Source organism: Clostridium fallax, from assembly GCF_900129365.1.
GTDB classification, from domain to species: domain Bacteria; phylum Bacillota; class Clostridia; order Clostridiales; family Clostridiaceae; genus Clostridium_AH; species Clostridium_AH fallax.
Map to the genome: position 1 here is coordinate 1 of NZ_FQVM01000033.1, position 25461 is coordinate 25461.

The 25461-nt window shown below is 28.5% G+C and carries 20 protein-coding genes and 22 tRNA genes; 2 read left to right on the top strand and 40 right to left on the bottom strand.

Annotated features, from left to right (window positions below; genetic code table 11):
* Positions 1-52: 52 nt before the first annotated feature.
* The 26 genes from BUA70_RS11555 to BUA70_RS11680 form a co-directional block, all read right to left on the bottom strand.
* Positions 53-129 (bottom strand) — tRNA-Arg (locus BUA70_RS11555).
* A 55-nt stretch (positions 130-184) separates the two neighbouring features.
* Positions 185-258, bottom strand: a tRNA-Gly gene (locus BUA70_RS11560).
* Positions 259-263: 5 nt separating this feature from the next.
* Positions 264-338, bottom strand: a tRNA-Gly gene (locus tag BUA70_RS11565).
* Between the two features lie 6 nt (positions 339-344).
* Positions 345-428 (bottom strand) — tRNA-Leu (locus BUA70_RS11570).
* Between the two features lie 17 nt (positions 429-445).
* Positions 446-521, bottom strand: a tRNA-Lys gene (locus BUA70_RS11575).
* Between the two features lie 3 nt (positions 522-524).
* Positions 525-599 (bottom strand) — tRNA-Gln (locus BUA70_RS11580).
* A 3-nt stretch (positions 600-602) separates the two neighbouring features.
* Positions 603-678, bottom strand: a tRNA-His gene (locus BUA70_RS11585).
* A gap of 4 nt (positions 679-682) precedes the next feature.
* Positions 683-758 (bottom strand) — tRNA-Lys (locus BUA70_RS11590).
* Between the two features lie 7 nt (positions 759-765).
* Positions 766-842, bottom strand: a tRNA-Arg gene (locus BUA70_RS11595).
* Positions 843-869: 27 nt separating this feature from the next.
* Positions 870-943 (bottom strand) — tRNA-Gly (locus BUA70_RS11600).
* 12 nt (positions 944-955) lie between these two features.
* A tRNA-Pro gene (locus tag BUA70_RS11605) sits at positions 956-1031 on the bottom strand.
* A 3-nt stretch (positions 1032-1034) separates the two neighbouring features.
* Positions 1035-1111 (bottom strand) — tRNA-Arg (locus BUA70_RS11610).
* Positions 1112-1172: 61 nt separating this feature from the next.
* Positions 1173-1246 (bottom strand) — tRNA-Gly (locus tag BUA70_RS11615).
* Between the two features lie 5 nt (positions 1247-1251).
* Positions 1252-1326, bottom strand: a tRNA-Gly gene (locus BUA70_RS11620).
* 6 nt (positions 1327-1332) lie between these two features.
* A tRNA-Leu gene (locus BUA70_RS11625) sits at positions 1333-1416 on the bottom strand.
* A gap of 17 nt (positions 1417-1433) precedes the next feature.
* Positions 1434-1509 (bottom strand) — tRNA-Lys (locus BUA70_RS11630).
* Positions 1510-1512: 3 nt separating this feature from the next.
* Positions 1513-1587 (bottom strand) — tRNA-Gln (locus BUA70_RS11635).
* A 3-nt stretch (positions 1588-1590) separates the two neighbouring features.
* Positions 1591-1666, bottom strand: a tRNA-His gene (locus BUA70_RS11640).
* A gap of 4 nt (positions 1667-1670) precedes the next feature.
* Positions 1671-1746: transfer RNA gene (locus tag BUA70_RS11645), tRNA-Lys, on the bottom strand.
* 5 nt (positions 1747-1751) lie between these two features.
* Positions 1752-1828, bottom strand: a tRNA-Arg gene (locus BUA70_RS11650).
* A gap of 104 nt (positions 1829-1932) precedes the next feature.
* Positions 1933-2006, bottom strand: a tRNA-Gly gene (locus BUA70_RS11655).
* Positions 2007-2009: 3 nt separating this feature from the next.
* Positions 2010-2085 (bottom strand) — tRNA-Pro (locus BUA70_RS11660).
* Positions 2086-2635: 550 nt separating this feature from the next.
* Positions 2636-3121 carry a metallophosphoesterase gene (locus BUA70_RS11665; RefSeq protein ID WP_072897479.1) on the bottom strand — a complete coding sequence of 162 codons (486 nt, stop codon included), beginning with the start codon at positions 3119-3121 and terminating at the stop codon, positions 2636-2638.
* Positions 3122-3132: 11 nt separating this feature from the next.
* Complete coding sequence (locus BUA70_RS11670) at positions 3133-3744, bottom strand: XTP/dITP diphosphatase (protein WP_072897481.1); 612 nt, start codon at positions 3742-3744, stop codon at positions 3133-3135.
* On the bottom strand, positions 3745-4491 hold the full coding sequence (gene rph / locus BUA70_RS11675; RefSeq protein WP_072897483.1) for a ribonuclease PH: 747 nt from the start codon (positions 4489-4491) through the stop codon (positions 3745-3747). It lies immediately after the preceding gene.
* Positions 4492-4523: 32 nt separating this feature from the next.
* A complete protein-coding gene (locus BUA70_RS11680) occupies positions 4524-5501 on the bottom strand; it encodes an AIR synthase family protein (RefSeq protein ID WP_072897484.1) in 978 nt (325 codons plus the stop codon).
* Positions 5502-5589: 88 nt separating this feature from the next.
* Here BUA70_RS11680 and BUA70_RS11685 point away from each other — a divergent pair, with 88 nt between their 5' ends.
* Positions 5590-7146: a hypothetical protein gene (locus BUA70_RS11685; RefSeq protein WP_072897485.1), complete on the top strand. Its 1557-nt coding sequence runs from the start codon at positions 5590-5592 to the stop codon at positions 7144-7146.
* Between the two features lie 75 nt (positions 7147-7221).
* Here the strand turns inward: BUA70_RS11685 and BUA70_RS11690 are convergent, their stop codons facing one another.
* Together BUA70_RS11690 and BUA70_RS11695 are read right to left on the bottom strand one after the other, a co-directional pair.
* Complete coding sequence (locus tag BUA70_RS11690) at positions 7222-8721, bottom strand: ABC transporter substrate-binding protein (protein ID WP_072897486.1); 1500 nt, start codon at positions 8719-8721, stop codon at positions 7222-7224.
* 65 nt (positions 8722-8786) lie between these two features.
* Positions 8787-9263 (bottom strand): hypothetical protein, encoded by a 477-nt coding sequence (locus BUA70_RS11695; RefSeq protein ID WP_072897487.1) that lies wholly within the window; start codon positions 9261-9263, stop codon positions 8787-8789.
* 116 nt (positions 9264-9379) lie between these two features.
* Here BUA70_RS11695 and BUA70_RS11700 point away from each other — a divergent pair, with 116 nt between their 5' ends.
* Complete coding sequence (locus BUA70_RS11700; RefSeq protein WP_146741273.1) at positions 9380-9742, top strand: hypothetical protein; 363 nt, start codon at positions 9380-9382, stop codon at positions 9740-9742.
* Positions 9743-10078: 336 nt separating this feature from the next.
* Here BUA70_RS11700 and BUA70_RS11705 read toward each other — a convergent pair whose 3' ends face one another.
* The 12 genes from BUA70_RS11705 to BUA70_RS11760 all read right to left on the bottom strand — a co-directional run bounded on the left by BUA70_RS11705 (position 10079) and on the right by BUA70_RS11760 (position 25292).
* Entirely contained in the window at positions 10079-11854 is a 1776-nt protein-coding gene (locus tag BUA70_RS11705; protein WP_072897489.1) for an oleate hydratase, read from the bottom strand.
* A gap of 105 nt (positions 11855-11959) precedes the next feature.
* Positions 11960-12538: a TetR/AcrR family transcriptional regulator gene (locus BUA70_RS11710; RefSeq protein ID WP_072897490.1), complete on the bottom strand. Its 579-nt coding sequence runs from the start codon at positions 12536-12538 to the stop codon at positions 11960-11962.
* A 320-nt stretch (positions 12539-12858) separates the two neighbouring features.
* The gene (gene gatB, locus BUA70_RS11715) at positions 12859-14289 is read right to left on the bottom strand and encodes an Asp-tRNA(Asn)/Glu-tRNA(Gln) amidotransferase subunit GatB (protein ID WP_072897491.1); all 1431 of its coding nucleotides are present in this window, start codon (positions 14287-14289) and stop codon (positions 12859-12861) included.
* A gap of 15 nt (positions 14290-14304) precedes the next feature.
* Positions 14305-15756, bottom strand: coding sequence for an Asp-tRNA(Asn)/Glu-tRNA(Gln) amidotransferase subunit GatA (gatA, locus tag BUA70_RS11720; protein ID WP_072897492.1), 1452 nt, complete (start codon positions 15754-15756; stop codon positions 14305-14307).
* 23 nt (positions 15757-15779) lie between these two features.
* Positions 15780-16067: an Asp-tRNA(Asn)/Glu-tRNA(Gln) amidotransferase subunit GatC gene (gene gatC / locus BUA70_RS11725; RefSeq protein WP_072897493.1), complete on the bottom strand. Its 288-nt coding sequence runs from the start codon at positions 16065-16067 to the stop codon at positions 15780-15782.
* Between the two features lie 33 nt (positions 16068-16100).
* The gene (locus BUA70_RS11730) at positions 16101-16373 is read right to left on the bottom strand and encodes a hypothetical protein (RefSeq protein ID WP_072897495.1); all 273 of its coding nucleotides are present in this window, start codon (positions 16371-16373) and stop codon (positions 16101-16103) included.
* A gap of 1 nt (position 16374) precedes the next feature.
* Positions 16375-18351, bottom strand: coding sequence for an NAD-dependent DNA ligase LigA (gene ligA / locus BUA70_RS11735; protein ID WP_072897497.1), 1977 nt, complete (start codon positions 18349-18351; stop codon positions 16375-16377).
* 43 nt (positions 18352-18394) lie between these two features.
* Positions 18395-20683, bottom strand: coding sequence for a DNA helicase PcrA (pcrA, locus tag BUA70_RS11740; protein WP_072897499.1), 2289 nt, complete (start codon positions 20681-20683; stop codon positions 18395-18397).
* 230 nt (positions 20684-20913) lie between these two features.
* The gene (locus BUA70_RS11745) at positions 20914-21219 is read right to left on the bottom strand and encodes a YerC/YecD family TrpR-related protein (protein WP_072897502.1); all 306 of its coding nucleotides are present in this window, start codon (positions 21217-21219) and stop codon (positions 20914-20916) included.
* Between the two features lie 363 nt (positions 21220-21582).
* Positions 21583-22299 (bottom strand): pseudouridine synthase, encoded by a 717-nt coding sequence (locus BUA70_RS11750; RefSeq protein ID WP_072897504.1) that lies wholly within the window; start codon positions 22297-22299, stop codon positions 21583-21585.
* A 206-nt stretch (positions 22300-22505) separates the two neighbouring features.
* The gene (locus tag BUA70_RS11755; RefSeq protein ID WP_072897506.1) at positions 22506-23186 is read right to left on the bottom strand and encodes a lytic transglycosylase domain-containing protein; all 681 of its coding nucleotides are present in this window, start codon (positions 23184-23186) and stop codon (positions 22506-22508) included.
* A gap of 72 nt (positions 23187-23258) precedes the next feature.
* The gene (locus tag BUA70_RS11760) at positions 23259-25292 is read right to left on the bottom strand and encodes a triple tyrosine motif-containing protein (RefSeq protein ID WP_072897508.1); all 2034 of its coding nucleotides are present in this window, start codon (positions 25290-25292) and stop codon (positions 23259-23261) included.
* Positions 25293-25461: the final 169 nt, after the last annotated feature.

Here is a 25461-nt window from a genome sequence, read left to right on the forward strand (position 1 = left end):
TGCACAATTTTCATAAAAATAAGGGTTACAAAAACCTTGTAACCCTTGAAATTGGTACACCCAACAGGAGTCGAACCTGCGACCTTTGGATTCGAAGTCCACCGCTCTATCCAGCTGAGCTATGGGTGTCTATTAAATTTTATATAAAGTAAAAGACAACTTAATTACTTAAGTTGTCTTTATATGGAGCGGGTGATGGGAATCGAACCCACGTAACTAGCTTGGAAGGCTAGGGCTCTACCATTGAGCTACACCCGCATACTTGGAGCGGAAGACGGGACTCGAACCCGCAACTTTCACCTTGGCAAGGTGACACTCTACCATTGAGTCACTTCCGCATAAATTGGTGCAGATGAAGGGAGTCGAACCCCCACGCCGTAGGCGCTAGATCCTAAGTCTAGTGCGTCTGCCAATTCCGCCACATCTGCACATATTAAATTATTATTGGTGACTCACCGGGGAATCGAACCCCGGACACCATGATTAAAAGTCATGTGCTCTACCGACTGAGCTAGTGAATCATTTGGCTGGGATAGCAGGATTCGAACCTACGCATAATGGAGTCAAAGTCCATTGCCTTACCGCTTGGCGATATCCCAATATGGGGTGAATGATGGGACTCGAACCCACGACAACCAGAACCACAATCTGGCGCTCTACCAACTGAACTACATTCACCATATGGTGCACCATCTGGGGCTCGAACCCGGGACACCCTGATTAAGAGTCAGGTGCTCTACCAACTGAGCTAATGGTGCACATACTTGGTGCGTTTTAAGGGATTCGAACCCCTGGCCCACGGCTTAGAAGGCCGTTGCTCTATCCAACTGAGCTAAAAACGCATATAAAACTTGATTTTAAAGTTTTAATGGAGCGGGTGATGGGAATCGAACCCACGTAACTAGCTTGGAAGGCTAGGGCTCTACCATTGAGCTACACCCGCATATTGTTGTATTGGTCGGGGTGACAGGGATCGAACCTGCGACCTCATGGTCCCAAACCACGCGCGCTCCCATCTGCGCCACACCCCGATATGGTGCGTTTTAAGGGATTCGAACCCCTGGCCCACGGCTTAGAAGGCCGTTGCTCTATCCAACTGAGCTAAAAACGCACATTATCTGCTAACAACAAAATACATTTTACTAAACTTTATTAAATTTGTCAAGTTTTGATGGAGCGGGTGATGAGAATCGAACTCACGTAACTAGCTTGGAAGGCTAGGGCTCTACCATTGAGCTACACCCGCATACTTGGAGCGGAAGACGGGACTCGAACCCGCAACTTTCACCTTGGCAAGGTGACACTCTACCATTGAGTCACTTCCGCATAAATTGGTGCAGATGAAGGGAGTCGAACCCCCACGCCGTAGGCGCTAGATCCTAAGTCTAGTGCGTCTGCCAATTCCGCCACATCTGCACATATTAAATTATTATTGGTGACTCACCGGGGAATCGAACCCCGGACACCATGATTAAAAGTCATGTGCTCTACCGACTGAGCTAGTGAATCATTTGGCTGGGATAGCAGGATTCGAACCTACGCATAATGGAGTCAAAGTCCATTGCCTTACCGCTTGGCGATATCCCAATATGGGGTGAATGATGGGACTCGAACCCACGACAACCAGAACCACAATCTGGCGCTCTACCAACTGAACTACATTCACCATATGGTGCACCATCTGGGGCTCGAACCCGGGACACCCTGATTAAGAGTCAGGTGCTCTACCAACTGAGCTAATGGTGCTTGTTTGGTGCGTTTTAAGGGATTCGAACCCCTGGCCCACGGCTTAGAAGGCCGTTGCTCTATCCAACTGAGCTAAAAACGCATTTAGTTGATAAGTCTTAATATAATTTGAAATCTTATAATTAAGTGCTAACAACGAATTTTATTTTACTAAATGTTCTCGATTTTGTCAAGAACTTTTTTTAGTGGAGCGGGTGATGAGAATCGAACTCACGTAACTAGCTTGGAAGGCTAGGGCTCTACCATTGAGCTACACCCGCAAGTGGTCGGGGTGACAGGGATCGAACCTGCGACCTCATGGTCCCAAACCACGCGCGCTCCCATCTGCGCCACACCCCGAAGATGTTATCTTCGTTGTCGCTGTTGTTTCTTTGTTTCCCTCGCGACGACAAGATTTATTCTACACGATAAGACTTTATCCGTCAATACCTTTTTCGAAAAAAATCTATAGAAATTTTAAATAGCTTAAAACGGCAGTACGACTTATGTTTAACGTTTACTATATTCAACTTCATTTTAAAGTAAAAATATTAAAATATTAATTTATTTTCTGAAAATATTATGATTTTAATTGTTATTATAATAAATACTAATAATTTATCAATATGTCTTCTTTTTGATTTTTATTTATAACTATTGTTAATCCCTATTGTTATTTAAATTTCATCTTTAACTTACTTATTTCTATTCTTTATTGTTTTTATAATCTATTTATATATAGCTTTATAATAGTAACTAAAAAAGCGACCTCATTAAATTGTAGATTAATTAGTATATTAACTAAATTTCTATAATTTAATGAGGTTATATCAGGTATAAATAATCCATAACTATTTTTAGATATGACTAATATAAAATCTAAAGATAGACTTTATTAATTTAATCTTATTTATAAATTAACATTATATGATATTATATCTTCATTTTCTTTTATTTCTAAAAAGCCTATACTTTTCTTACTTAGCCCTCGTGGAAGAGAAGCACTTCCTGGATTAAAAAACAAAATATTATCATAGTTTTCTATTAAAGGTATATGAGTATGCCCAAACAAAGCTCCATCTACCCCTAACTCTTTTGCCTTATAATATAAATTATTTAGATTATATCCTACTCCATATTGATCACCATGACATATTAATAATTTTTTATCCAATATTTCAATTACTTGCTCTCTAGGATATTCTCCCTTAAAGTCACCATTACCTTTAACTCCATATACTTTCCCATTAAAATCTTCTGCTATATATGGAATATCTGATATGTAATCTCCTAAATGAATTAAAATATCTGCCTTTCTAATTCCACCTTTTATTTTATCTAAAAGTTCCTTTCTTTTAGATATTCCATGAGTATCACTAATTACAGCTACTAACATATTCTTCTCTCCTAAAGTATATCTTTTAATTCTTCTTTTACTAATTCTAAAGCTTTTCCCCTATGACTTATGCTATTTTTCTTTTCACCACTCATTTCAGCAAACGTCATTTTAAATTCTGGCACATAAAATAAAGGATCATATCCAAATCCATCAAATCCTTTAGGATTTTCTATTATATTCCCTTTTCTTTTTCCTTCTACCTTTATCTCTTTTCCCTCAGAAGTTAATATTACTACCGCACAAACAAAGGCCGCTGTTCTTTCTTCAAAAGGAACTCCATTTAATTTTTCTAATAATTTCTCATTATTTTTTTTAGAGTTACCATGCTCTCCTGCATATCTTGCAGAATATACTCCAGGTTCTCCATTTAAATAATCCACCATAAGACCTGAATCATCTGCCATAACCATAAAATGTTCTTTTCCTTGTTTCTTTAGATATTCTACAATTTCATAAGCTTTTTTATAAGAGTTTTCCATAAAAGTTTTCCCATCTTCTTCAACATCTATATTTATACCCTCTTCTTTTAAAGAACATATTTTTAATGGTAAATCTTTTAGTATCTCCTTTATCTCTCTTATTTTGTGTTCATTATTGCTTGCTACTATTAATTTTTTCATTTATCTCTCCCCCGTTCCTATCCATAAGCAATCTGTTTTTAGTGTTTCCTTTTGTATTTGTATTATATACCTACTACTTTTTTCTGCCAAATTAAATAATTGATCTAAATCATCTTTTGAAAAAGGATTTTTCTCTCCTGCACCTTGTATTTCTATAATGTGCCTGTCTTCTGTTAAAACTATATTCATATCCACCTTAGCATTACAATCTTCTTCATAGCATAAATCAACCAATTTCTCTTCATCTACAATTCCTACACTTATAGCAGTTACAAAATTTCTTATGGGATATACTTTAAACTGTACTTTTTTGTGAAGTTTATTAATAGCATCTACTAAAGCTACAAAAGCTCCTGTAATTGATGCTGTTCTTGTTCCTCCATCTGCTTGAATAACATCGCAATCTATCCAAATAGTTCTTTCTCCTAAAGCCTTTAAATCAACTACAGATCTTAAAGCTCTTCCTATAAATCTTTGAATCTCTATAGATCTATTATCTACTTTAAGTCTTGTAATATCTCTTGGTTTTCTATTTTGTGTTGATCTTGGTAACATATTATATTCTGCAGTTATCCAGCCTTCTCCAGAGCCTCTTAAAAATATTGGAATTTTTTCTTCAATAGATGCATTACATAAAACTTTAGTTTCTCCCATTTCTATAAGAACAGATCCCTCTGCATACTTAGTATAATCCCTAGTTATTTTTATACTCCTAGTTTGATCTCTTCTTCTTCCATCAATTCTCATAAACCCTCCTCTGATAAAATACCCTTTATAAATTATTTTATATTAAAAAGTTCATCTCTTTTTGGTGGTCGTACCTCAATATTTTTACCATTACTATAAATTATCCCTTTTTCTTCGGTAATCTTTCCTACTAAACTTGCATCAACACCTGATTTTTTTAATATTTTTATTAATTCATCTCCATCATCTGTAGCTATTAACATACTTCCTGATGATACTAATCCCAAAGGATTTATTGAAAATTCTTTACACACTTTTTTAGTTACTTCTCTTATAGGCATTTTATCCTCAAATAAATAAAATCCTACATCTGCTGCAGTGGCAAGTTCCCATACTGCACCTAAAACTCCGCCTTCTGTAATATCATGCATGGCACATACCCCAAACTCACCAGATATAATTCCTTCTTTTACAACACTTATCTCATTACTATAAGATAACCCTTCTTCTATTTCCTTTGAAGATAAAAATTTCTTGCATCTTTCTATATTGTCTGCAATAAGTATTGTTGTTCCTTCTAATCCTAATGATTTAGTAACTATAATATCGTTTCCAACTTTAGCACCAGACGTAGTTATTCCACTATTACTTTTACACTTTCCTAGTACTGTACATGAAACTACAATTTTATTTACAGCACTTGTTACTTCAGTATGTCCCCCTATTATTTCTACCCTTAATTTTTTTGCTTCTTTATCTATTTCATTCATTATACTTTCAATTTCTTTTAATTTACATCCTTGTGGTGCTAATATTGTTACCATTAAAGCCAATGGTTCTACACCACAAGCAGCTATATCATTACAATTAATATTAACTGCTAGTTTTCCTATATTATTATCTGCTCCAGTTATAGGATCTGTAGAAATAACACAGTCGTATTCTCCAAAATCTAATATAGCACAATCCTCTCCTATTCCATTTGCAAGCTTTACTTCATCTCTTGTCATTCCTTTATTTTTATCTAAGATGGAACTTAAATCATCCCAATTTAACTTACCAACTTTCATAAAACAGTCTCCTTTTCAGTTATTTATGTAATCTTTTAAGTATAAAAACATATTATAGTATAAGGATTAATTTTAAGAGGTGAAAGATTTGAGATATATAGGTCCTTTCTTTAGAATGAACAGTCTTTCCACAAAAGAAATTAAAAGTCAACTATTCTATCTATCAAAAGAGGCACTTAAACATTTGGTATTAGAGTCTAGATGTGGTATTATAGCCTCTTTAAAAAACTCTAAAAAATATCTTTCTAACAATGATATTAACATATTAAAGGATTTTTCTCCACTCTTATGCATATATAAAAAAGGACGCCCAAAGTTTACTTCTACAAAGCATTTTCACTCTTGGTCAGAAGATAATATGAAATCTGAAATTCTTTGCTCTTCTAATGCACTTATGACTTACTGTATCCTTAATTTTGTAGACTACTATAATCACTTCAAAGGAGTAAATGATTATAATTATGGCCTATCAAACATATATAAAGCATTAGGAAAATTGCAATTAGACTTTTACTTAAAGCATCTTAGAAATGATGAAGGTGTATTTATTTCAAAAAAGAATATATCTACAACCCATTCTGATTTTAATTTGTGTGATATAGAAAAAAAATTTAAACTTTCAGATCAAGCTTTTATGATGAATGCTTTTTATTATTATTGGAAAGTTTCTAAGGATGATAAGAACTCTGAAGAATATAAAATATTTTCTATGGAAATCTTAAATATGTTTTTAAACTTTAGAGAGGAACTACTTAATGTTTCCTTTGAAGAATCATTAAAATTATTAACTTCATTTAATTCATTTTATAAATTATGTCCTAGTGAAGATTTAAAAAATTTAATAATAGATTTTACAGATTATATGATAGATAAGTTTGAAGAGAAAAATTATATTTTAAATGACATAGATTATTCCTCTATGTTTTCTATAAATCTATATTTATCTTATAAAAACACTAATCTTTATAAATTTAAAGATTACTTTATATACTTAAGTGATAGGCACGTAAAATTATATGATGAAGATAAAGGTATAATCTTAAAAAATAATGATAAAAAACAAATTAAATATTCATCTTTTGAAATTATAACTTATTTAATGAATATGATACTATATAATGATTCTTCAGAGGAAGATTCTAAAATGAAATCTTTAATATCTACTTTCTATAAATCATCTGTTATAAACTCTGGAATAGTCTTAAGCTGGCCAGATGCTCCATCTTTAGATAGTGAAGATAGATATATTAATCTTTCATTAAACGCTGATGATTTATTAGAAGAAACTATGTTTAAAATGGCCTCTAGCCCTTCACCTGAATCTATTGGATTAGCTCCAATATTTATAAAAAATGTATCATATTCAAAAAAGAAAGATGAATTTTCAATTTCTAAATCATCCTTTGATAGCAGTAAAAATATGTTTATATTCTTCTTATTTATAATACTATTTAAGGATGAAGTTTTAGATAATTTATTTACTTCAAAAAGAGATTCTAATGATTCAAATATAGATTTAGAAGAGAATAATATAATAATAGAAGAAAATACTATAAATTCTAAAGATGATTGTTGTAATACATCTAAATCTGTAGATACTAATGTAAATTCTATAGCTTCAGAATCCCCAAGCAGTGAAGTTTAAAATATTAAATAGTATAAAGTCCACCTTTAAATAATTATTTGAAGGTGGACTTATACATTGATTTTATTAAATTTATTAATCTTCATTTATAATAATATCTTTTAATTTTAATATTCCATCTCCATAATAAGATAAATATCCTACTTTTTTTGATCTACAAGTAAGTAAATTTTTAAAATATAATGATATTAAATATTTATCTTTAATTAAGTTATCTTTATTATTTTTTATATCTGACAAATTTAAAGTATCATAATAATTATGTTCTTCATAGTTATAGTCTCTTAAAACCATATCATATTTATTTTGAATAATTAATTCTTTAAATTCTTCTTCACTACATAGATTTATTTTTACATTTATTCCAGATATGTTTTTTAAACTTTTAGCAATAAAATCACTTATCTGTTTATTTTCTAAAGTATCTAATGCTAGTAAAGTCAAAGGATTTCCTTTATAATCTATACTTTTAATTATATCCTTTGCTTTATTTTTAGCTTTTTGACGTTCACCTTCATAATCTGCCATTTTATTAATAGTAACCTTTGCTGCTCCATTTTCTGACTTTCTCTTAAATGCTCCATAAGACATTTCTCCCTTAAAATTTTTTACTAAATCTAAAGTTGAAATTTCCCATATAATACTCTGTTCTATAGCTAATCTTAAATTTATATCATTTACTTCTTTATCTTTATTTTTATTAAATTCTATTAATTTAACTATACTTAATGGAGTTATATCTAATTTATTTTTTTCTAGCATATTTTCACTTTCAGATATTGGTATATCAAATAAAATATCTACTTCTTCCATTAAAAGTGAAACTAATGCTATTTCTTCTGTACCTGTAGATTTTATAGTAATATTTCTTATATTAGAATATTCTTTTTCATAATAATTATTTCTTTTTATAAGTTGTATTTCATTTTCATCTACATTTGATATAGTAAAAGCTCCTGTTGTAATTAAATTATTAAAATCTAGCTTATAATTCTCTAAGGTTTTATTTATCTTTCTTAGCCTATATTTAGGTTTTGCCAAGGTATATATAAAATTATCATCTTTATTATTCATTCGTATTTTTAATGTTTTATCATCAACTTTCATTATAGAAACATTTTTTTCAAAAGAGCTTTTCCCCTCATTATAATCTTTAACTCCATATATAGAATATAAATCTTCTACTCCTTTATTATTAGGAGATAGTATTTCTTTAAAAAAAGTGATAAAGTCGTCTGAATTTATTTCAGTTCCATTACTCCAATATAGGTTATCCCTTAAATAAAAAATATACTCTAATCCATCATTACTTACTTCATATTTTTCTGCTAAAGCTCCTACTACTTCCCCATTTTCTTTAAGTTCAACTAATCCATCAAAAAGAGCACAAAATATATCATAATCTCTAACAGATAGATTGCTATTTATATCTAGTGTTTCTGGAAGTTTATCAACACCTATAACTACATTATTACTATCTTCTTTAACTAAATTTACTTCCTTCTCTTTTATACATCCTGTAAAAAAGAAAGATACTATAATTATAACTAAAACAATGATATTAAGTCTTTTCATAATATATCTTCCTCCGTTAAAATCCTCTTTGTAATTATTGACTTAATATCCACTTATTAAACTTATTATAATGGCAAATATCTAGAAAAATCTAATTTTTTATATTTTAAGTGATCTCTAAAATCCTTTTTAAGCCAAACTTGCCTTTTTATAAAATTATAATTATCATCTAAAATAACTTTGCATCTTGATATTCTCCACATATTTTCCTTATATACCTCTCCGTGAAATACTCCTGTAGTTATATATACTATCTTTTTTGCAAATATAATTTCCCCTAGAGATAGCATCTTTTCATAATCCTCTTTGAAAACCACAAAAGCTTTATGAAACTTTAATAATGTAATTTCCTTCTTTCCAGTTAATTTAAGTTCTAGTTCAGTTTTTGTCTTTAATATTACTTCACATTTTATACCATATCTCCAACAGCTTTTTTCTATAATATTGTAAACAATATCAATAGGGATTTTTTTAAACTTTAATAATGCCTTGTCTATAGACTTTTTATTTAACCTATAAAAAATAGACTGAAATATACCCAAAGTATAAGCCTCCAAAAACTTACTATATTAAATTATATGATTAATCTCTATAAATTTTTAATTATTTTTTATAAATAATCAAAATATGTTATAATAAATTACTAAGAGTTCTATATATGGAGAGTGATTTTATGACCGTTGCAGTACAAATAATAGGTATTTTTACTATGTTAACTTTTATATTTTTAGGTATTTGGGCTTTTGTTATAGCTAATAAATCTTATAGCCAGCTTAAATATAAAAATTATTTATTAGAAAAACTTATACAAAATGTAAACTTAATATCATCAAAGATTGAAAACGTAAAGCCCATTGAAAATTCTAATAAATTTAATTGTAATGAAGATTCTGATAATGATTATTTAACAAAAGAAGATACCCTTTATATAGATAACATTGATAAAACTTTGAATCTAAATGATGTTTTATCTAAGGACAACTCCTCTAATAAAATAGATAATAATAGGGATTCTATGTAATCTATAATTAGTTCTTATATAAAGTAAATACTTAAAAAAGAGGATTCAAATTAAGAATCCTCTTTTTTATAAAAGTATTTTTCTTCATAATCTTTTGAATATAAAATATTATAATATATTTCCACTTGAGTAATTTTATAATTTATCAAAAAAATATTACTGGTAAGAAAACTTTCCAGTAATATTTAAAATAATCAAAATAATAATTACATAAATCTATTTATTTTCCCTAGCAGTATAACATTTTTATATACTATCTTTCTAACCTCAAAGACGTATGTTACAATGTAAATTACTCATAACTATACTTTTAAATTATACTAAATTAAAATCAAGTTATATCATATTATACTCCTTCAATAAAATTTCAATATCTGTTCCTTCAATTTTCTTAAGTATTTCCTTTAATGCAATCTTTTCTTTAAAGCTAAGCTCCATATCTGTTATTTTCTTACCATCTCGCAATTGAACAGTTGCATTAATAAGATCTCTCACATCATATACACTACCCCAAACTTCTGGAACACCACGATCAATATCAAGTAATGTATAAACAGCTTCCATACCTGTTCTAATGGAATATTCTGTGGTAAAAATTGTGTCTCTCTTTGTTTCAGCAAACTGACCAATAAAAGCAAAGTTAACAGCTCCTTGTGGTACTACATCAGGACGGTCACCATAAGCTCGTGGCATAAAAAATGCTGTAATATATGGCATCATACAAGGAACTGTATTTGCACTGTTTTCTGCCATATCCTCTATTTCATTTTCTGGTACACCAATATGATACAACCACTCCATGCAAATTTCTTTACCAGTACATTCTCTCATAGGCTTCTTCACATAATCACCAATCTTATCAGAGAATAGACCATAAAGCCAAACAACACATTGATTTTTAGGTTGATTATGGAATTGAGGCTGACGATTAATTGTCCAGCTTAAAAGCCATGATGAATCCTTCACTGTTACAATTCCACCGGTGACAATCTTACCAGAGAAAGGATCACGTTTGCAAATATTTTTTATATACGGAATAATTTTTTGATCTAAAGTAGTAACTGTAGCACTCATCCAATTAGATTGTTCTGGATTAGAACAGAATTTATCTGGATGACCAAAAGCATCATTTTGTGCTGCGATTTTACGCCACATATCCCAGCCGCCTCCAGCCTTAATTTCCTTATTAAATCCTGCAGATGTATTCTGATCACCAATAGTTGAATTCTCAACACAACCTCCATTAGTTATAAATAAAAGATCATTTTCTGTTAAATCAATAAATTCTTTCTCATCATCACGAATAACTTCAATTCTAGTAGCCTGTTTTTTATCAATTGTACAATCAAAGTTCACATTAACAACTTTGACACAATAATGAAACTGAACACCAAAACCTTCAAGATATTTTACCATAGGTAAAATCATAGACTCATATTGATTATACTTTGTAAAGCGTAAAGCCTTAAAATCTGGCAGACCACCAATATGATGAATGAAACGTTGAATATAAAGCTTCATTTCAAGTGCTGAATGCCAATTTTGAAAAGCAAACATAGTACGCCAATACAGCCAAAAATTAGATTGAAGAACTTCATCATCAAATACATCAGTTATACTTTTATCCTGAAGTTCATTATTTGGTGTAAAAAATAAATGCATAATTTCCATTGCACCTTTATCGGAGATATCAAACTTTCCATCTGTATGAGCATCTTCTCCTCGATTTACAGTGGCACGACAAAGGGAATAGTTTGGATCTTCTTTATTAAGCCAGTAATACTCATCTAAAACAGAAACCCCTTCGGTTTCAATTGACGGAATAGATCGAAATAAATCCCACATACACTCAAAATGATTATCCATTTCACGTCCGCCACGCATAACATAGCCAATATTTTCATATTTATAGCCATCACATGCACCACCAGGAATGGGATCCCTTTCAAAAATATGAATATGTTCACCCTTCATCTGACCGTCCCTTACTAAAAAACAGGCAGCGGCAAGTGCAGCAAGACCACTTCCAATAATATATGCTGACTTTCCATCAACATTTTCAGGCTTCTTAGGACGTGCAAATGCTTCATAGTTTCCACTTGAATAATACATAATATTTTCCTCCTATGAATTAATATCCTATCGTTATTTTCATCATAATTATTTTAGAATAATTAAACAATAAACAAAAAAACCACTATGATAAAAGTTTTATCATTAAGTGGTTTTTGATAAATTACTGTCTAAATGAAAACTATTTAAAGCTCTAGTAATATTTCCATTCATAACTAGTACCAATCGTTCTATGATAACTTTAGGATCTTCTTTCATGTTTTTTTTAATCCAATCTAGCATTAGACCTACAAACGCATATTTATAAAAATCAGCAATGAATTTTTTGTCTTCCTCATGGATAGTCATTCCATCTGATTTTTCCTCGATAACACCAATAAGTAATTCGTATGTTAATTTATAAAGATAAATCTCTATCTGTTCTCGGCTTACTGAACGATAAACATTCATAATAAAGGGCTTATTTTCAAGCATAGCTTCAAAAATCTGTAAGAAACCTTGTTGCCATGTGTCATAGGTTTTTTTGCCTTCAAGAGCTTTACGTGCATCCTCAATGCATGACCATTCCACAAGGTCATAAATATCTTTGAAGTGATAATAAAATGTCATACGATTAATTTGGCAATCTTCAGCAATATCATTTATTGTAATTTTATCAAGGGGTTTTTTTAGAAGCAGATTTTTTAAAGATGCTTCTAAAGCCCGTTTTGTTGTTAGTGACATAAAATAATAACATCTCCTTCACTTGCTAATTTATTGTCCCCCTATACGAGCTAATTTTCAGTAGATAAAATATAAAATTTACTCCTACATAAACACTAAATTTTACAATGAAGAATATCAAATTTTTCTATGATAAAAGTATATCATCTACCATAAGGATAGTTAATAACTATATAATTGACAATACTTATTTAAACAAAAAATTTTATAGTAAAAATATAATTTTATAACTTCATATACTATACTAAAGTACCAATCTATTCTTATAAAAACGGTAAATGGTTTTATATAAAACTATTTAATGCTCCATTTAAGTCTATTTATCTTCTAGTTATTTCCTCTATTATTATTTCATTTACTATTTTAGGATTAGATCTTCCCTTAGTTGATTTCATAACCTTGCCTACTATAAATCCTATTATCTTTGTCTTACCACTTTTATAGTCATCTAAAGCCTTAGGATTATTGTCTAGTACTTCATTAACTAACCTTTTTATAATATCTTTATTATTATTTTGTTTTAATCCCTTTTCTTCTATTATAATTTTAGGAGATTTCCCTGAGTAAAACATTTCTTCTATAACTTGTTTTCCTATAGAATTAGATATACAGCCCTCTTTTATTAAGGTTATTAAATTAGCTAAATCTGAGGGATTAAATCTTAAATTTTCTATAAAAGTTTTATTTTCATTAAGTAATCTTGATAAATCACCCATAATCCAATTTGATGCTAACTTAGGCTCCTTAGAAATTTTAGCTACCTCATCAAAAAATTGTGCCATTTTTAATGTTGACGTTAAAACTCTTGCATCATATTTAGGTATATTGTAGTTCTTTATAAATCTTTCTTCCATCTCATGAGGTAATTCTTCTATAGTATTTTTTATATCATTCATAAATCTATCTTTTAAATTAATTGTTACAAGATCTCCATCTGGAAAATATCTATAATCTCTTGCTTTTTCTTTTTGTCTCATAATTATAGTTCTTTGTAAAGTTTCATCCCATCTTCTAGTATCTGAACTTAATCTTTCACCATTTTTAATAGAATTTACTTGCCTATTAAATTCATAATTTAATGCTTTTTCTAAGGCTTTGAAAGAATTCATATTTTTTATCTCTGTTCTAACACCAAACTCATTTGTATCTTTAGGTTTTACAGAGATATTTACATCACATCTTAAAGATCCCTCTTCCATTTTACAATCAGATATATTGCTAGAAGACAATATACTTTTAAGTTTCGTTAAATATAGTACCGCTTCTTCTGCTGTCTTTATATCTGGTTTAGAAACTATTTCTATTAAAGGAATTCCTGCTCTATTAAAGTCTACTAAAGTATTATTTTTCTCATGTATTTGCTTTCCAGCATCTTCTTCTATATGTATTCTTTCTATTCCAATTCTTTTATATTTATTATCAGCTACTTCAATATCAATGTAACCATTTTTACATAATGGCACATCATCTTGAGTTATTTGATAATTTTTTGGGCAATCTGGATAATAAAAGTTTTTTCTATTCATTTTAGAAATTTTATTTATTTCACAATTTAAAACCAATCCTGCTTTTACTCCTAATTCAACTACCCTTTTATTTAATCTTGGAAGAGCTCCTGGAAGCCCCATACAAACAGGGCAAATATGAGTATTAGGTTCTCCACCAAATTCTGTTTTACAGCTACAAAAAATTTTAGTTTTTGTAAGAAGTTCAGCATGAACCTCTAATCCTATAATTGATTCAAACTCCATATTTCCACACCCCTCCTAAAGATTAGGATATTTACTGTTCCAGTTAGTAGATTTTTCATAGCTATAAGCTATATTAAATAGAATATCTTCTTTAAAATAATTGCCTATTAGTTGCATTCCTACAGGTAAGTTATTTAAAAATCCACAAGGAACAGTTATTGCTGGAATTCCTGCTACATTAACAGGAGTTGTATATATATCTGATAAATACATATCTAATGTACTTTTCTCTCCAATATTAAAAGCTGTAGTTGGTGTAGTAGGTGCTATTATAGCATCAAATTCTTTAAAAATATTTTTAAATTCATTTATAATCAAACTTCTAATTTTTAATGCCTTATTATAATATTCATCATATTGTGAAGAAGATAAAACATAGTTTCCAATGATTATTCTTTTTTTAACTTCATCTCCAAAACCATAACTTCTAGATTTTATATATAATTCATTTAAATCCTTATAGCCATCATCTCTATAGCCATATTTAATTCCATCAAATCTAGCTAAATTTGATGAAGCTTCCGCTGAGGAAATTATATAGTATGTAGCTAAAGAATAATCTGATAATGAAAATGAGCATTCTCTAATTTCCGCTCCATTTTCCTTTAAAACTTCTAATCCATTATAAATAAGTTTTTTTATGTTTTCATCTAATTCATTAGAAAAAAATTCTTTTGGAACTCCTATTTTTATACCTTTTAAATCTTCTTTTAGAAACTTTAAATAATTAGGCACTTTAATATCTACAGTGGTAGAATCATATTTATCTAATCCAGAAATGACTTCTAAAAGTAGTGCACAATCTTCTACATCTCTTGCCATAGTACCTACTTGATCTAAAGTTGATCCAAAAGCTACCACTCCTGATCTTGATACTCTACCATAAGTTGGCTTTATTCCAACTAATCCACAAAAAGCAGCTGGCTGTCTAACTGAGCCACCAGTTTCCGTTCCAAGAGCAATAGGAACTTCTAATGATGATACTGCAGCTGCTGAACCTCCTGAAGAACCTCCTGGTACTTTATTTAAATTCCATGGATTTTTAGATAATTTAAAAGCACTATTTTCCGTTGATGAACCCATTCCAAATTCGTCCATATTTAATTTTCCTAATATTATTCCATCTTGTTTTTTTATTTTTTCAATTACTGTAGCATCATAAGGTGAAATAAATTCTTTTAAAATTTTTGACCCACAGGTATTAGGAATTCCTTTAACATTAATATTGTCCTTAACTCCTAAAGGAATTCCTCCTAAAATGCCTAAATTTATATTCTTTGCTATTTTTTCATCTATTTTTCTTGCCTTCTCAATAGCTTCTTTTTCTGAAACATATAAAAAAGCCCCAACCTTACTATCTATCGAATTAATTACTTTTAAATGTTCTCTTATTATTTCCTCTACCGATAATTCTTTTTTATTTATAAGTTTTTTTAATTCATGAGCTTTTAGATTTTTAAGTTCCATTTTCTTCACCTTCCACTTTTATTTTAATCTATAACCTTTGGAACAACTATATAACTTTTAAAGTGTTCAGGTGCATTTTCCATTATATTTTCTATGTTTTTATATTCTTCTATTTCATCTTCTCTAAATTTATTTTCAATATAATAAGGATTTACTGTAATTTCTATATCTTTTGTATTTATTTCATTTATCTTATCAACATATTGTAAGAATTCATTTAAATCTTCTAGCAATTTTTCTTTTTCTTTTTCATCAAAACTTAATTTTGATAATATTTCTAAATAATCTAAATCACTTTTAGTAATTAACATAAGATATTCCTCTTTTCTTATCCTTATTAAAATCTATTTTACATTACTTATAATAAAACATAGAGAAGCTATTGAAATTAAAATACATAAAACCCCATAAAAATATCTTTTTTCTCCTTTATCAAAGAAAATAAACTTTATTGCCCATAAAATCATAGTTACAAAAATTCCTATTTGAATTGTTCTATAAGTGCTAAAAATCTGATTTACATATAAAAATTGATACGTTGTAAGTAAAGTGCAAACTATACTAATACTTGTTATAAATGCTGCTAATAAACATAAAAAATTTATTAATTTTTTCATTTTATTCTCCAAGCATATTTTGAAATTCTTCTTCGGATAATACTGGAACTCCTAATTCTACAGCCTTATCATATTTTGAGCCCGCATCTTCACCTACTATTACATAATTAGTCTTCTTACTTACACTTCCAGAAACCTTTGCCCCAAGGGATTCCAATTTATTTTTTATTTCACTTCTAGTATATTTTTTTAATGTTCCAGTAACTACAACAGTTTTTCCATCAAAATAATTTTCTTTTATTTCTAATTCTTCATAAACTGGTGTAACTCCAATATTTAAAAGTTCATTTATTGTATTTATTGTTTTTTCTTCTTTAAAAAACTCTAATATACATTTAGCTACTATATCTCCTACATCTGGTATAGATACTAAATCTTCAAAGCTAGCTTTTTCTAAGTTATCTAAGTTTTTAAATTTTTTTGCTAAATCTTTTGATGTTTTTACTCCTACGTTAGGGATTCCTAAAGCATAAATAAAAGAATATAACTTGCAATCCTTACTTTTTTCTATTGCATTTAATAAGTTCTCTGCCTTCTTAGGTCCAAACTTTTCAAGATTTATTAATTCTTCTTTTTTTAATTTATAAAGATCTGATATAGATTTTATATCTAACTTTTCAAACAATTGTTCTGCAGTTCTTTCAGAAAAACCTTCTATGTTCATAGCTTCTCTTGAACCATAATGAACAATAGATTTTACCATCTGAGGTTTACAGCTTAAAGTATTTTCACAAACTAAATAAACTCCCTCTTGAACTAAATGTGCACCACAAGCTGGACAAATAGTTGGTGGAATAATTTTTTCACTATCTTTTAAGCTATCTTCAACTACTCCCATTATTTCTGGAATAACATCATTGCTTCTTCTTACAAAGACCTCTGAATAAAGTCTAATGTTTTTTCTATTGATATCATCCATATTATTAAGAGTAGCCCTTTTTACAGTAACTCCTGCTAAAGAAACTGGCTCTAATATAGCTGTTGGATTAACTCTTCCGCTTCTTCCAACATTCCACTGAACTTCTAAAAGTTTAGTTGTAGCTTCTTGAGCTTCAAACTTATAGGCTATTGCCCATTTAGGAAATTTTATAGTATATCCCATAAGCTCTCTTGTTTTTATATCATCTATTGCAATAACTATTCCATCAATATCATAATTAAGATCAAATCTTATTTCCTCTATGTAGTTTATTTCATGTTGGATTTCATTCATAGATGTACATATCTTCATATAATCATCTACAGGTAATCCCATTCTTTTTATAAACTCCATCATTTCAACATAGGTCTTAAATTGCTTTCCCTCTTTATATCCTACATCATAAAAAAATGCTGAGAGATTTCTTTTAGCTGTTTCTCTAACATTTAAATTTCTTAAAGCTCCAGCTGCTCCATTTCTTAAATTTTTTAATGGCGTTATTGCTGCTTCATTATATTTTTCAAAAGCTTCTTTAGTCATAATAGCTTCTCCATGAACTTCAAAAACAGTATCATTGTCAACCTTTAACGGAATAGATTTTATTGTTTTTGCTTGAGCTGTGACTTCTTCTCCAACTTCTCCTGTTCCTCTAGTAGCAGCTGTTACTAAAACTCCATTTTCATCATAAGTTAAATTTAAAGTTAATCCGTCAAATTTTTTAGTAATTACATATTTAAGTTCTGGTAAATTATTTTCTTTTATAAATTTAAGATTTTTTTCATGCCAAGCTGCAAGTTCTTCTATACTTTGTGCCTTATCTAAACTCCAAAGCTTTGCTTTATGAGTATATTTTTGAAACTCTGATAAAACTACATCTCCAACTCTTTGAGAAGGTGAATAAGGTAGTATATATCCAGTTTCTTCTTCAAGTTTTATAAGTTCATCATATTTTTTATCATATTGTTTATCTGATATAGATGGATTACTTAAAACATAATAATCATAAGCATATTTATTAAGTTCTTTTACTAATTGTTCTATTAATTCTTTTTTATCCATGTAATTCACCTCTAAAGTTTAAGATGATTTAAATTAATCATTATTATAATAATTCTAGCGGAGCAAAACTTAACATTAAATTTTTAATTCCCTGACTGTCAAAAGCTATAGTAAGCTTAACATCATCCCCACTTTTAGCTGTCTTTACTATAGTTCCCACTCCAAACTTTGGATGTTTAACTTTTCTTCCCATCGTAGCTTCTTCTGCAGTTAACATCTTGCTGCTACTACTATCATTATTTATAATGTCAGATAAATCTTTAGTAGCTTCTTTTATGCTTTTATGCTTAAAGGCATTGCTTTCATTATAACTACTTCTCAATGAATGAGGATTTAAACTTTGTCCATAGGAACTTTTTCCACTAGTCATACTGCTTCTTGTTGATAATCCTGAAGATTTACCTTTTAAATATTCTTTTAGTTGTGCAGGTATTTCTGATATAAAATCTGATTGAGAATATGCTACAGTTCTTCCGAATACTCTTCTCATTTCAGCAGATGTCATATATAAAATTTCTTTAGCTCTAGTTATTCCAACATAACAAAGTCTTCTTGATTCTTCCATTTCAGACTCTGAATTAAATGAGGCAGTTCCAGGAAAGATTCCATTTTCCATTCCTACCATGAATACTACTGGGAATTCTAATCCTTTAGCGGAATGTACAGTCATAAGTACTAATGAGTCTGCATCTTCATCTAAATTATCTACATCCTGTACTAAAGCAGTTTTTTCTAAGAAAGCAGACAATGATTTATCTTCTTCCTCACCTTTTTCAAATTCTACAGCTGCTGAAACCAATTCTTTAAGGTTTTCTATTCTACTTTCATCTTCTGGCTCTTTTGAATCTTTAAGCCCTTTTAAATATCCTGTTTTATCTAATATTTCTTCAATAAGCATAGAAACTGAAAGATCCTTAGATATCATTATAAAATCATCCATAAGTTCAGTAAATTTTTTAATGGATGCTAAATTTCTTGATGTTAATGATGGATTCATCTCAGAATCTAATAATGCATTATATAATGTATCATCTATGTCATTAGCAAAATTTTGTACTTTTTCAATAGTAGCATCACCAATGTTTCTTTTAGGAACATTAATAATTCTTCTTAAACTAATTCCATCTGATGGATTATTAATTACTTTTAAATATGCCATTATATCCTTAATTTCTTTTCTATCATAGAACTTTGTACCACCAATTAATCTATATGGAATTCCTCTTTTTATAAAGTTTTCCTCAAATAAACGTGATTGAGCATTGGTTCGATATAAAATAGCAAAATCTTTATAGGTTTTATTATTTTCTTCTATTTCCTTCTTTATCTCTGAAACTATAAACTGAACTTCATCACTATCTGAATAAGCTCTATATACTTTAATTTTTTCTCCATTTTCCGCTTCTGTTCTAAGAGCCTTATTCTTTCTTTCTGTATTATTTTTTATTACTTCATTAGCCGCTTCTAATATATTTCCTTTTGATCTATAATTTTGTTCTAGTTTAACTACCTTAGCATTTGGATAGTCCTTTTCAAACTCTAAAATATTTCTTATATCTGCTCCTCTCCAAGCATATATACATTGATCATCATCACCAACAACACAAATATTTTTATGTTTACTTGCAAGAAGTTTTACAAATTCATATTGAGTTTTGTTAGTATCTTGATACTCATCAATCATTATATATTTAAATTTATTTTGATAAAATTCTAATGTTTCATTATGTTTTGAGAATAATTCTACAGTTTTAAATATTAAATCATCAAAATCTAATGCATTATTTTCTTTTAATCTTTTTTGATATAAAAGATAGACATCTGCTATTTTATTTTCTCTAAATTCGCTCTCTTTAATTCTTTTATATTGATCTGCAGTAATCATATTATCCTTAGCCTTACCTATCTTAGATAATATTTCTTGCTCCGTAATATCTTTATCGTTTATATTAATCTCTTTCATGCATTGCTTAATTAAAGCCTTTTGATCATAAGAATCATATATGGTAAAGTCTCTTCTATATCCTATTTTTTCAATTTCTCTTCTTAAGATTTTTACGCAAGATGAATGAAATGTTGATATCCACATATTGTCAGCCTTATCCCCTATAAGACTTTTAACTCTCTCCTTCATTTCTTGTGCTGCCTTATTAGTAAAAGTTATGGCTAATATATTGTAAGGCTTTATATCATTCTCTCCTATCATATATGCAATTCTATAGGTTAAAACTCTTGTTTTACCTGAACCTGCACCAGCTAAAATTAATAACTGTCCGTCTATTGTTGTAGCTGCTTCATACTGTTCCTTGTTTAATAGCTTTTTTAAATCCATTAAATCACTCCTTAAATAAGAAAAAGAGGAACTTTATATTCCTCTATTTCCACTATACTAAGCTATTAAATATTATACCATATTACTTAAACTTTAAATCAATATCCATCAATATTTTTAAGTTTATATATATTTTTTATTTTATAATTTGATACTTTGAATAAAAATGCCGATAACGAATAATAACTTGCAATAATTTGCAAGTTATTATTCGTTATCGGCATTAAATTTTAATCATTCTTCCAATCTATTCTATCAAATACCAAATTATATCCATCACTGCCATAATTTAAACACCTATTTATTCTACTTATTGTTGCAGTACTTGCTCCAGTAGTACTAGCTATATCTAAATAAGTTCTTCTTTGCTTTAACATTTTTGCTACTTGGAGTCTTTGCTCTAAAGCTTTTATTTCATTAATAGTACATATGTCATCAAAAAATTTATAACATTCTTCTTTATTTTTAAGGCTTAAAATAGCTTCAAATAAAAAATCCATATCTTTACTTTCTAATTTTGACTTATAACTTTCCATACTCACACCCCCGATTTTTACCTATTAATATTTTAACACTTTATTGATAATGTTTACAATAAAACTTTTGTTAAATTTTTTAAATTCTGACATTTGAAGGCAAAAAAATTGCTCTGCAAGTTTTATACCGTTCAAACTTGCAGAGCTGAGCTAAGAGTAAAATAAACAAACGAAAACGCAACCCTTGGGGCTAGGCTGCGTTAGCAATAAGCAATAAATAAAAAGGGGGCTATTTATTCCTTTTATTTATCCTTGCAGAGATTATTATAGTCAATACAATGAAAAATTGCAAGTAATTTTGTAAAAAAAAATATTAAAAAATTTATTTTTTTCATATTATAATAGGTATTTGTTTTTTATTGATTAATCTTGTCTTAAAAGTGCAATTTCTTCTTCAGTTAACTCTCTATATTCTCCTTCTTCTAATGTTTCATCAAGATTTAATGGTCCAAATTTTATTCTTTGTAAATATGTAACCTTCTTATCTACACTTTCAAACATTCTCTTTACTTGATGGAATTTACCTTCTTGTATGGTTACGTAAACCTTTGATTCACAATCATCTGCTTCCAATATTTCAAGTTTTGCACTTCTACATTTATATCCATCATCTAATATAACACCCTTTTCAAAGGCTTTCACATCTTTTTCTGTAACTTTTTTATTAATTTTAGCAAAGTAAACTTTATCTACATGCCATTTAGGTGATATTAATCTATGATTTAACTCACCATCATTTGTTAATAAAAGTAATCCTACAGTATCTTTATCTAATCTTCCTACTGGAAATGGATTAAAAACTTGATGTTCTGTATATAAAAGGTCTATTACTGTTTCATCATAATTATCAAAAGTCGCTGATACAACTCCTTGGGGTTTATTCATAAGTAGATATATATATTTTCTATAATATATTTCTTCACCATTAATTATTATCTTTGATTTTTCAGGATCTATTTGCATTCCATTATCTTTAACAACTATTCCATCAACTTCTACTAATCCTTTTTTTACAATTTGCTTTATTTCTTTTCTAGTACCATATCCCAAATTTGATAATACCTTATCTAATCTTTCCAAAAAAAACACTCCTTATTTTATGAATTATTATTATTATAACTGAGTTAATTTAAAATTCAAAAGATTATATTTAAAATATTTATAAACTACTTTAAATTTACTCCTTAATAAAATAATAAATTTATAATTAAACCTTATTTTTTATTTAAGATTTTAAATAAAAAAACACTTGATACAATCTTAAATATCAAATGTTTTTATATAATTTAAAGACTATTATAATATCCCATAACTTTTCTTACATAATCTTGAGTTTCTCTAGGCATTTTATATAAATCATCTATTGATTTTACACCCCTTCTCGCTACTGTTCCTTGACCTGCATTATATCCCATTAATGCCATTTCATAATTGCCATTATACATTTTTAGAAGAGTTTTTAGTTGTTTAGTTCCACCTTCTATATTTTCTTCTATATTAAAAGGATCGTTAACTCCATCTTCTTTACAGTTTTCTGGCATAAGTTGCATTAATCCCATGGCACCAGCACTTGAAACTACATATGGGTTAAAATCAGATTCCTGTTTTATAATAGCTCTTACAAGCCTACTATCTACCCCAAATTTATTAGATGATTTATTAATTGCATTTTCAATTCTTATTTTATTACTAGATTTTTCATTGCTACTTTGGCTTTTTATAGATATATCTCCATTTGTTAGCGGTCTAAAATTCCAATTAGCCTTAATTGAATCCTTACTATTTATATTAACATTATTAGTTTCTTCAGTAGAATTATTTCTTTGTTCTCTTAATTGATCATCAGCCATTCTTTCCGTAATAGCTTGCATTACTAATTCAAATGCTGGATTATCACCTAATACCTTTTTAGCATAAGTTTTAAATATCTCCATTCCTAAAATTTGTTCTACTTTATCAATCTTCATAAAAACCTCTCCCAAAACATTACTATTATAATATTATCGTACATTTTAGGATTTTACTTTATAAAGATACTATTAATTTTCAAATTTAGATTCTTCGTTTTCTCCTTCTACTACAAACTCAAAAGTATCATAATCTTCATATGAACATCTTTTATGATAACTTTTTGATAAAACTAATATCTTATAAACCCCTTTTGTAAATGGGATAAATACATAGTAATTTTTTCTACTATATCTTTGTACTATCTTCCAATTACCTTTCTCCATTATATAAAATTCATAGCAAACTTCTTTTCCACCTTTACTATTTACAGAAAAACTTATTTCTTTATTTATTTCAAAGGAGGTTGTATCGCAGTGAATTTTTGTTTCAGTAACTGGTGGTGCTTCATTTATATATATTTTAACTTCTTTTTTACAATCAAATCCCTTTTCACATCTAATATTTTTAGCAAATAAATCAATTATATATTTTCCTGATCTTTTAGGGCTAAATATTAATTTTTTATTTTGAATATATGCAGTCTCTTCAATAACTTGTCCATCTACAGATATAACATATTTCATCAAAGTATCTTTAGTATTTTGACATATGGATTCTATCTCTATAGTATCTCCTACTAAATAATACTCCTTTGATGGTACCAATATATAGTCTATATTTCCTTCTATATATTCTTTCACCTTTAAATTTATTATCTGATGACAATCATATTCTTTATGGGAAAACTTATCTTTAATTCTTACTTCTAATTCATACTTTCCGCTTTCTTCTGGAATAAAATCTACCCAATTAGAATTACTATATGGTATTTTTTCTTTTTCCTTACCATCTTTATAAACTATAAAACTATATTTTAAATCATTTTCACCCTCTGCTGTTACCTTTACATTTATAGGCTCTTTTATAAGATGATTATTTTCTTTATCTAATTTAATATCTAATATTCTTATAGGCTTTTCACTCTTTTTTTGTATTACATAATCAATGGTAGCCTCTTTTTCAAACTCACCTTCAAAAGATTCATCTTTCACCCAAACAGTAATTTTATATTCACCTTCATACTTACAATCCCAAATATAACTACTATTTCTTATATATCCAGAATCCTCTCCATAATTACCATCTATTTTAAATCTATATAATAAATTTCTTCCACCTTCTACTACACTTTTTATTAAAATTTTAGTACCACTCATTTGAGGAGAATGTAAATCTGTTGTAAAACTCTTAATTTCTATTGGATTATATGATTTTACATTATAAACTATAATAGCTCTATCATCATATTGGTTATTAGAATACATATCTCTTGCTAAACAAAGTAATTTATACTGTCCTGGTTTTCTTTCTATAAAGTTTACCATTCTTTTTGAAGAATAATCTTGAATACAAAAAGCTTTACCTTTTTCATCTATTTTAATAAATTTATATAAAGTAGTTCTTGCATCATCATACTCACTGTCCACCTGAAAAATCAGCTCTTCTCCTGCTAAAAGTTCAGATGATAAACATTTAAAGTTTGTTATTTCTGGCTTTTGTATATCACTCACCTCGAATTCTTTTGTTTTAAAATCATCAAAATTATTTTGAGATTCAGGAACTTTACATTCAACTAATATCTGATGTTTTCCTGGTTCATTAGCGGTAAAAATAAATCTATTATCTACAGAATAATCTTTTATTAGTTGCCATCCATCCTTTCCACTTATCCAGTATTTATACATAGCTGGATGTATTCTACTTTCTACCTCTAAAACTATTTTTTCTCCAAGTTTTATTTTTTCTTTATCTATATAAATATTTTTTATAATATTTTCTTCAGAACTTCCTATTATATATTCTGTTCTTTTACTATAATCATAAGGTTTTTTTGAATCTTTTTCTTTTGCTTGAACCATTATAAAATATTTTCCATCCTCTTTAGGTATCCACTGAAAGTTATCATCTTCATTAAAATCTCTTAAATTATTCCAAACGCCTTCATTACCTAATAAAAATTTATAAACTAACTTTTTTCCAGTATTATTTTCAACAAAAACATTTATTTTACTTTCTTTATTTTGAGGGCTTTTTTTATCAAAATTTAATATCAAATCCTCCATATAATTCTCCCCCTTATTACTTAATTTATATAATAAAAGCATCAATTTTATTATACTATTGTTTCCATTAAATGTAAATTAACAATATGTTTCCATTTATTTAATAAAAAACTTTGTAATAAAAGAAGATTAAAAGCAAAAATTGCCGGTGGTGCTTCGATGTTTAATT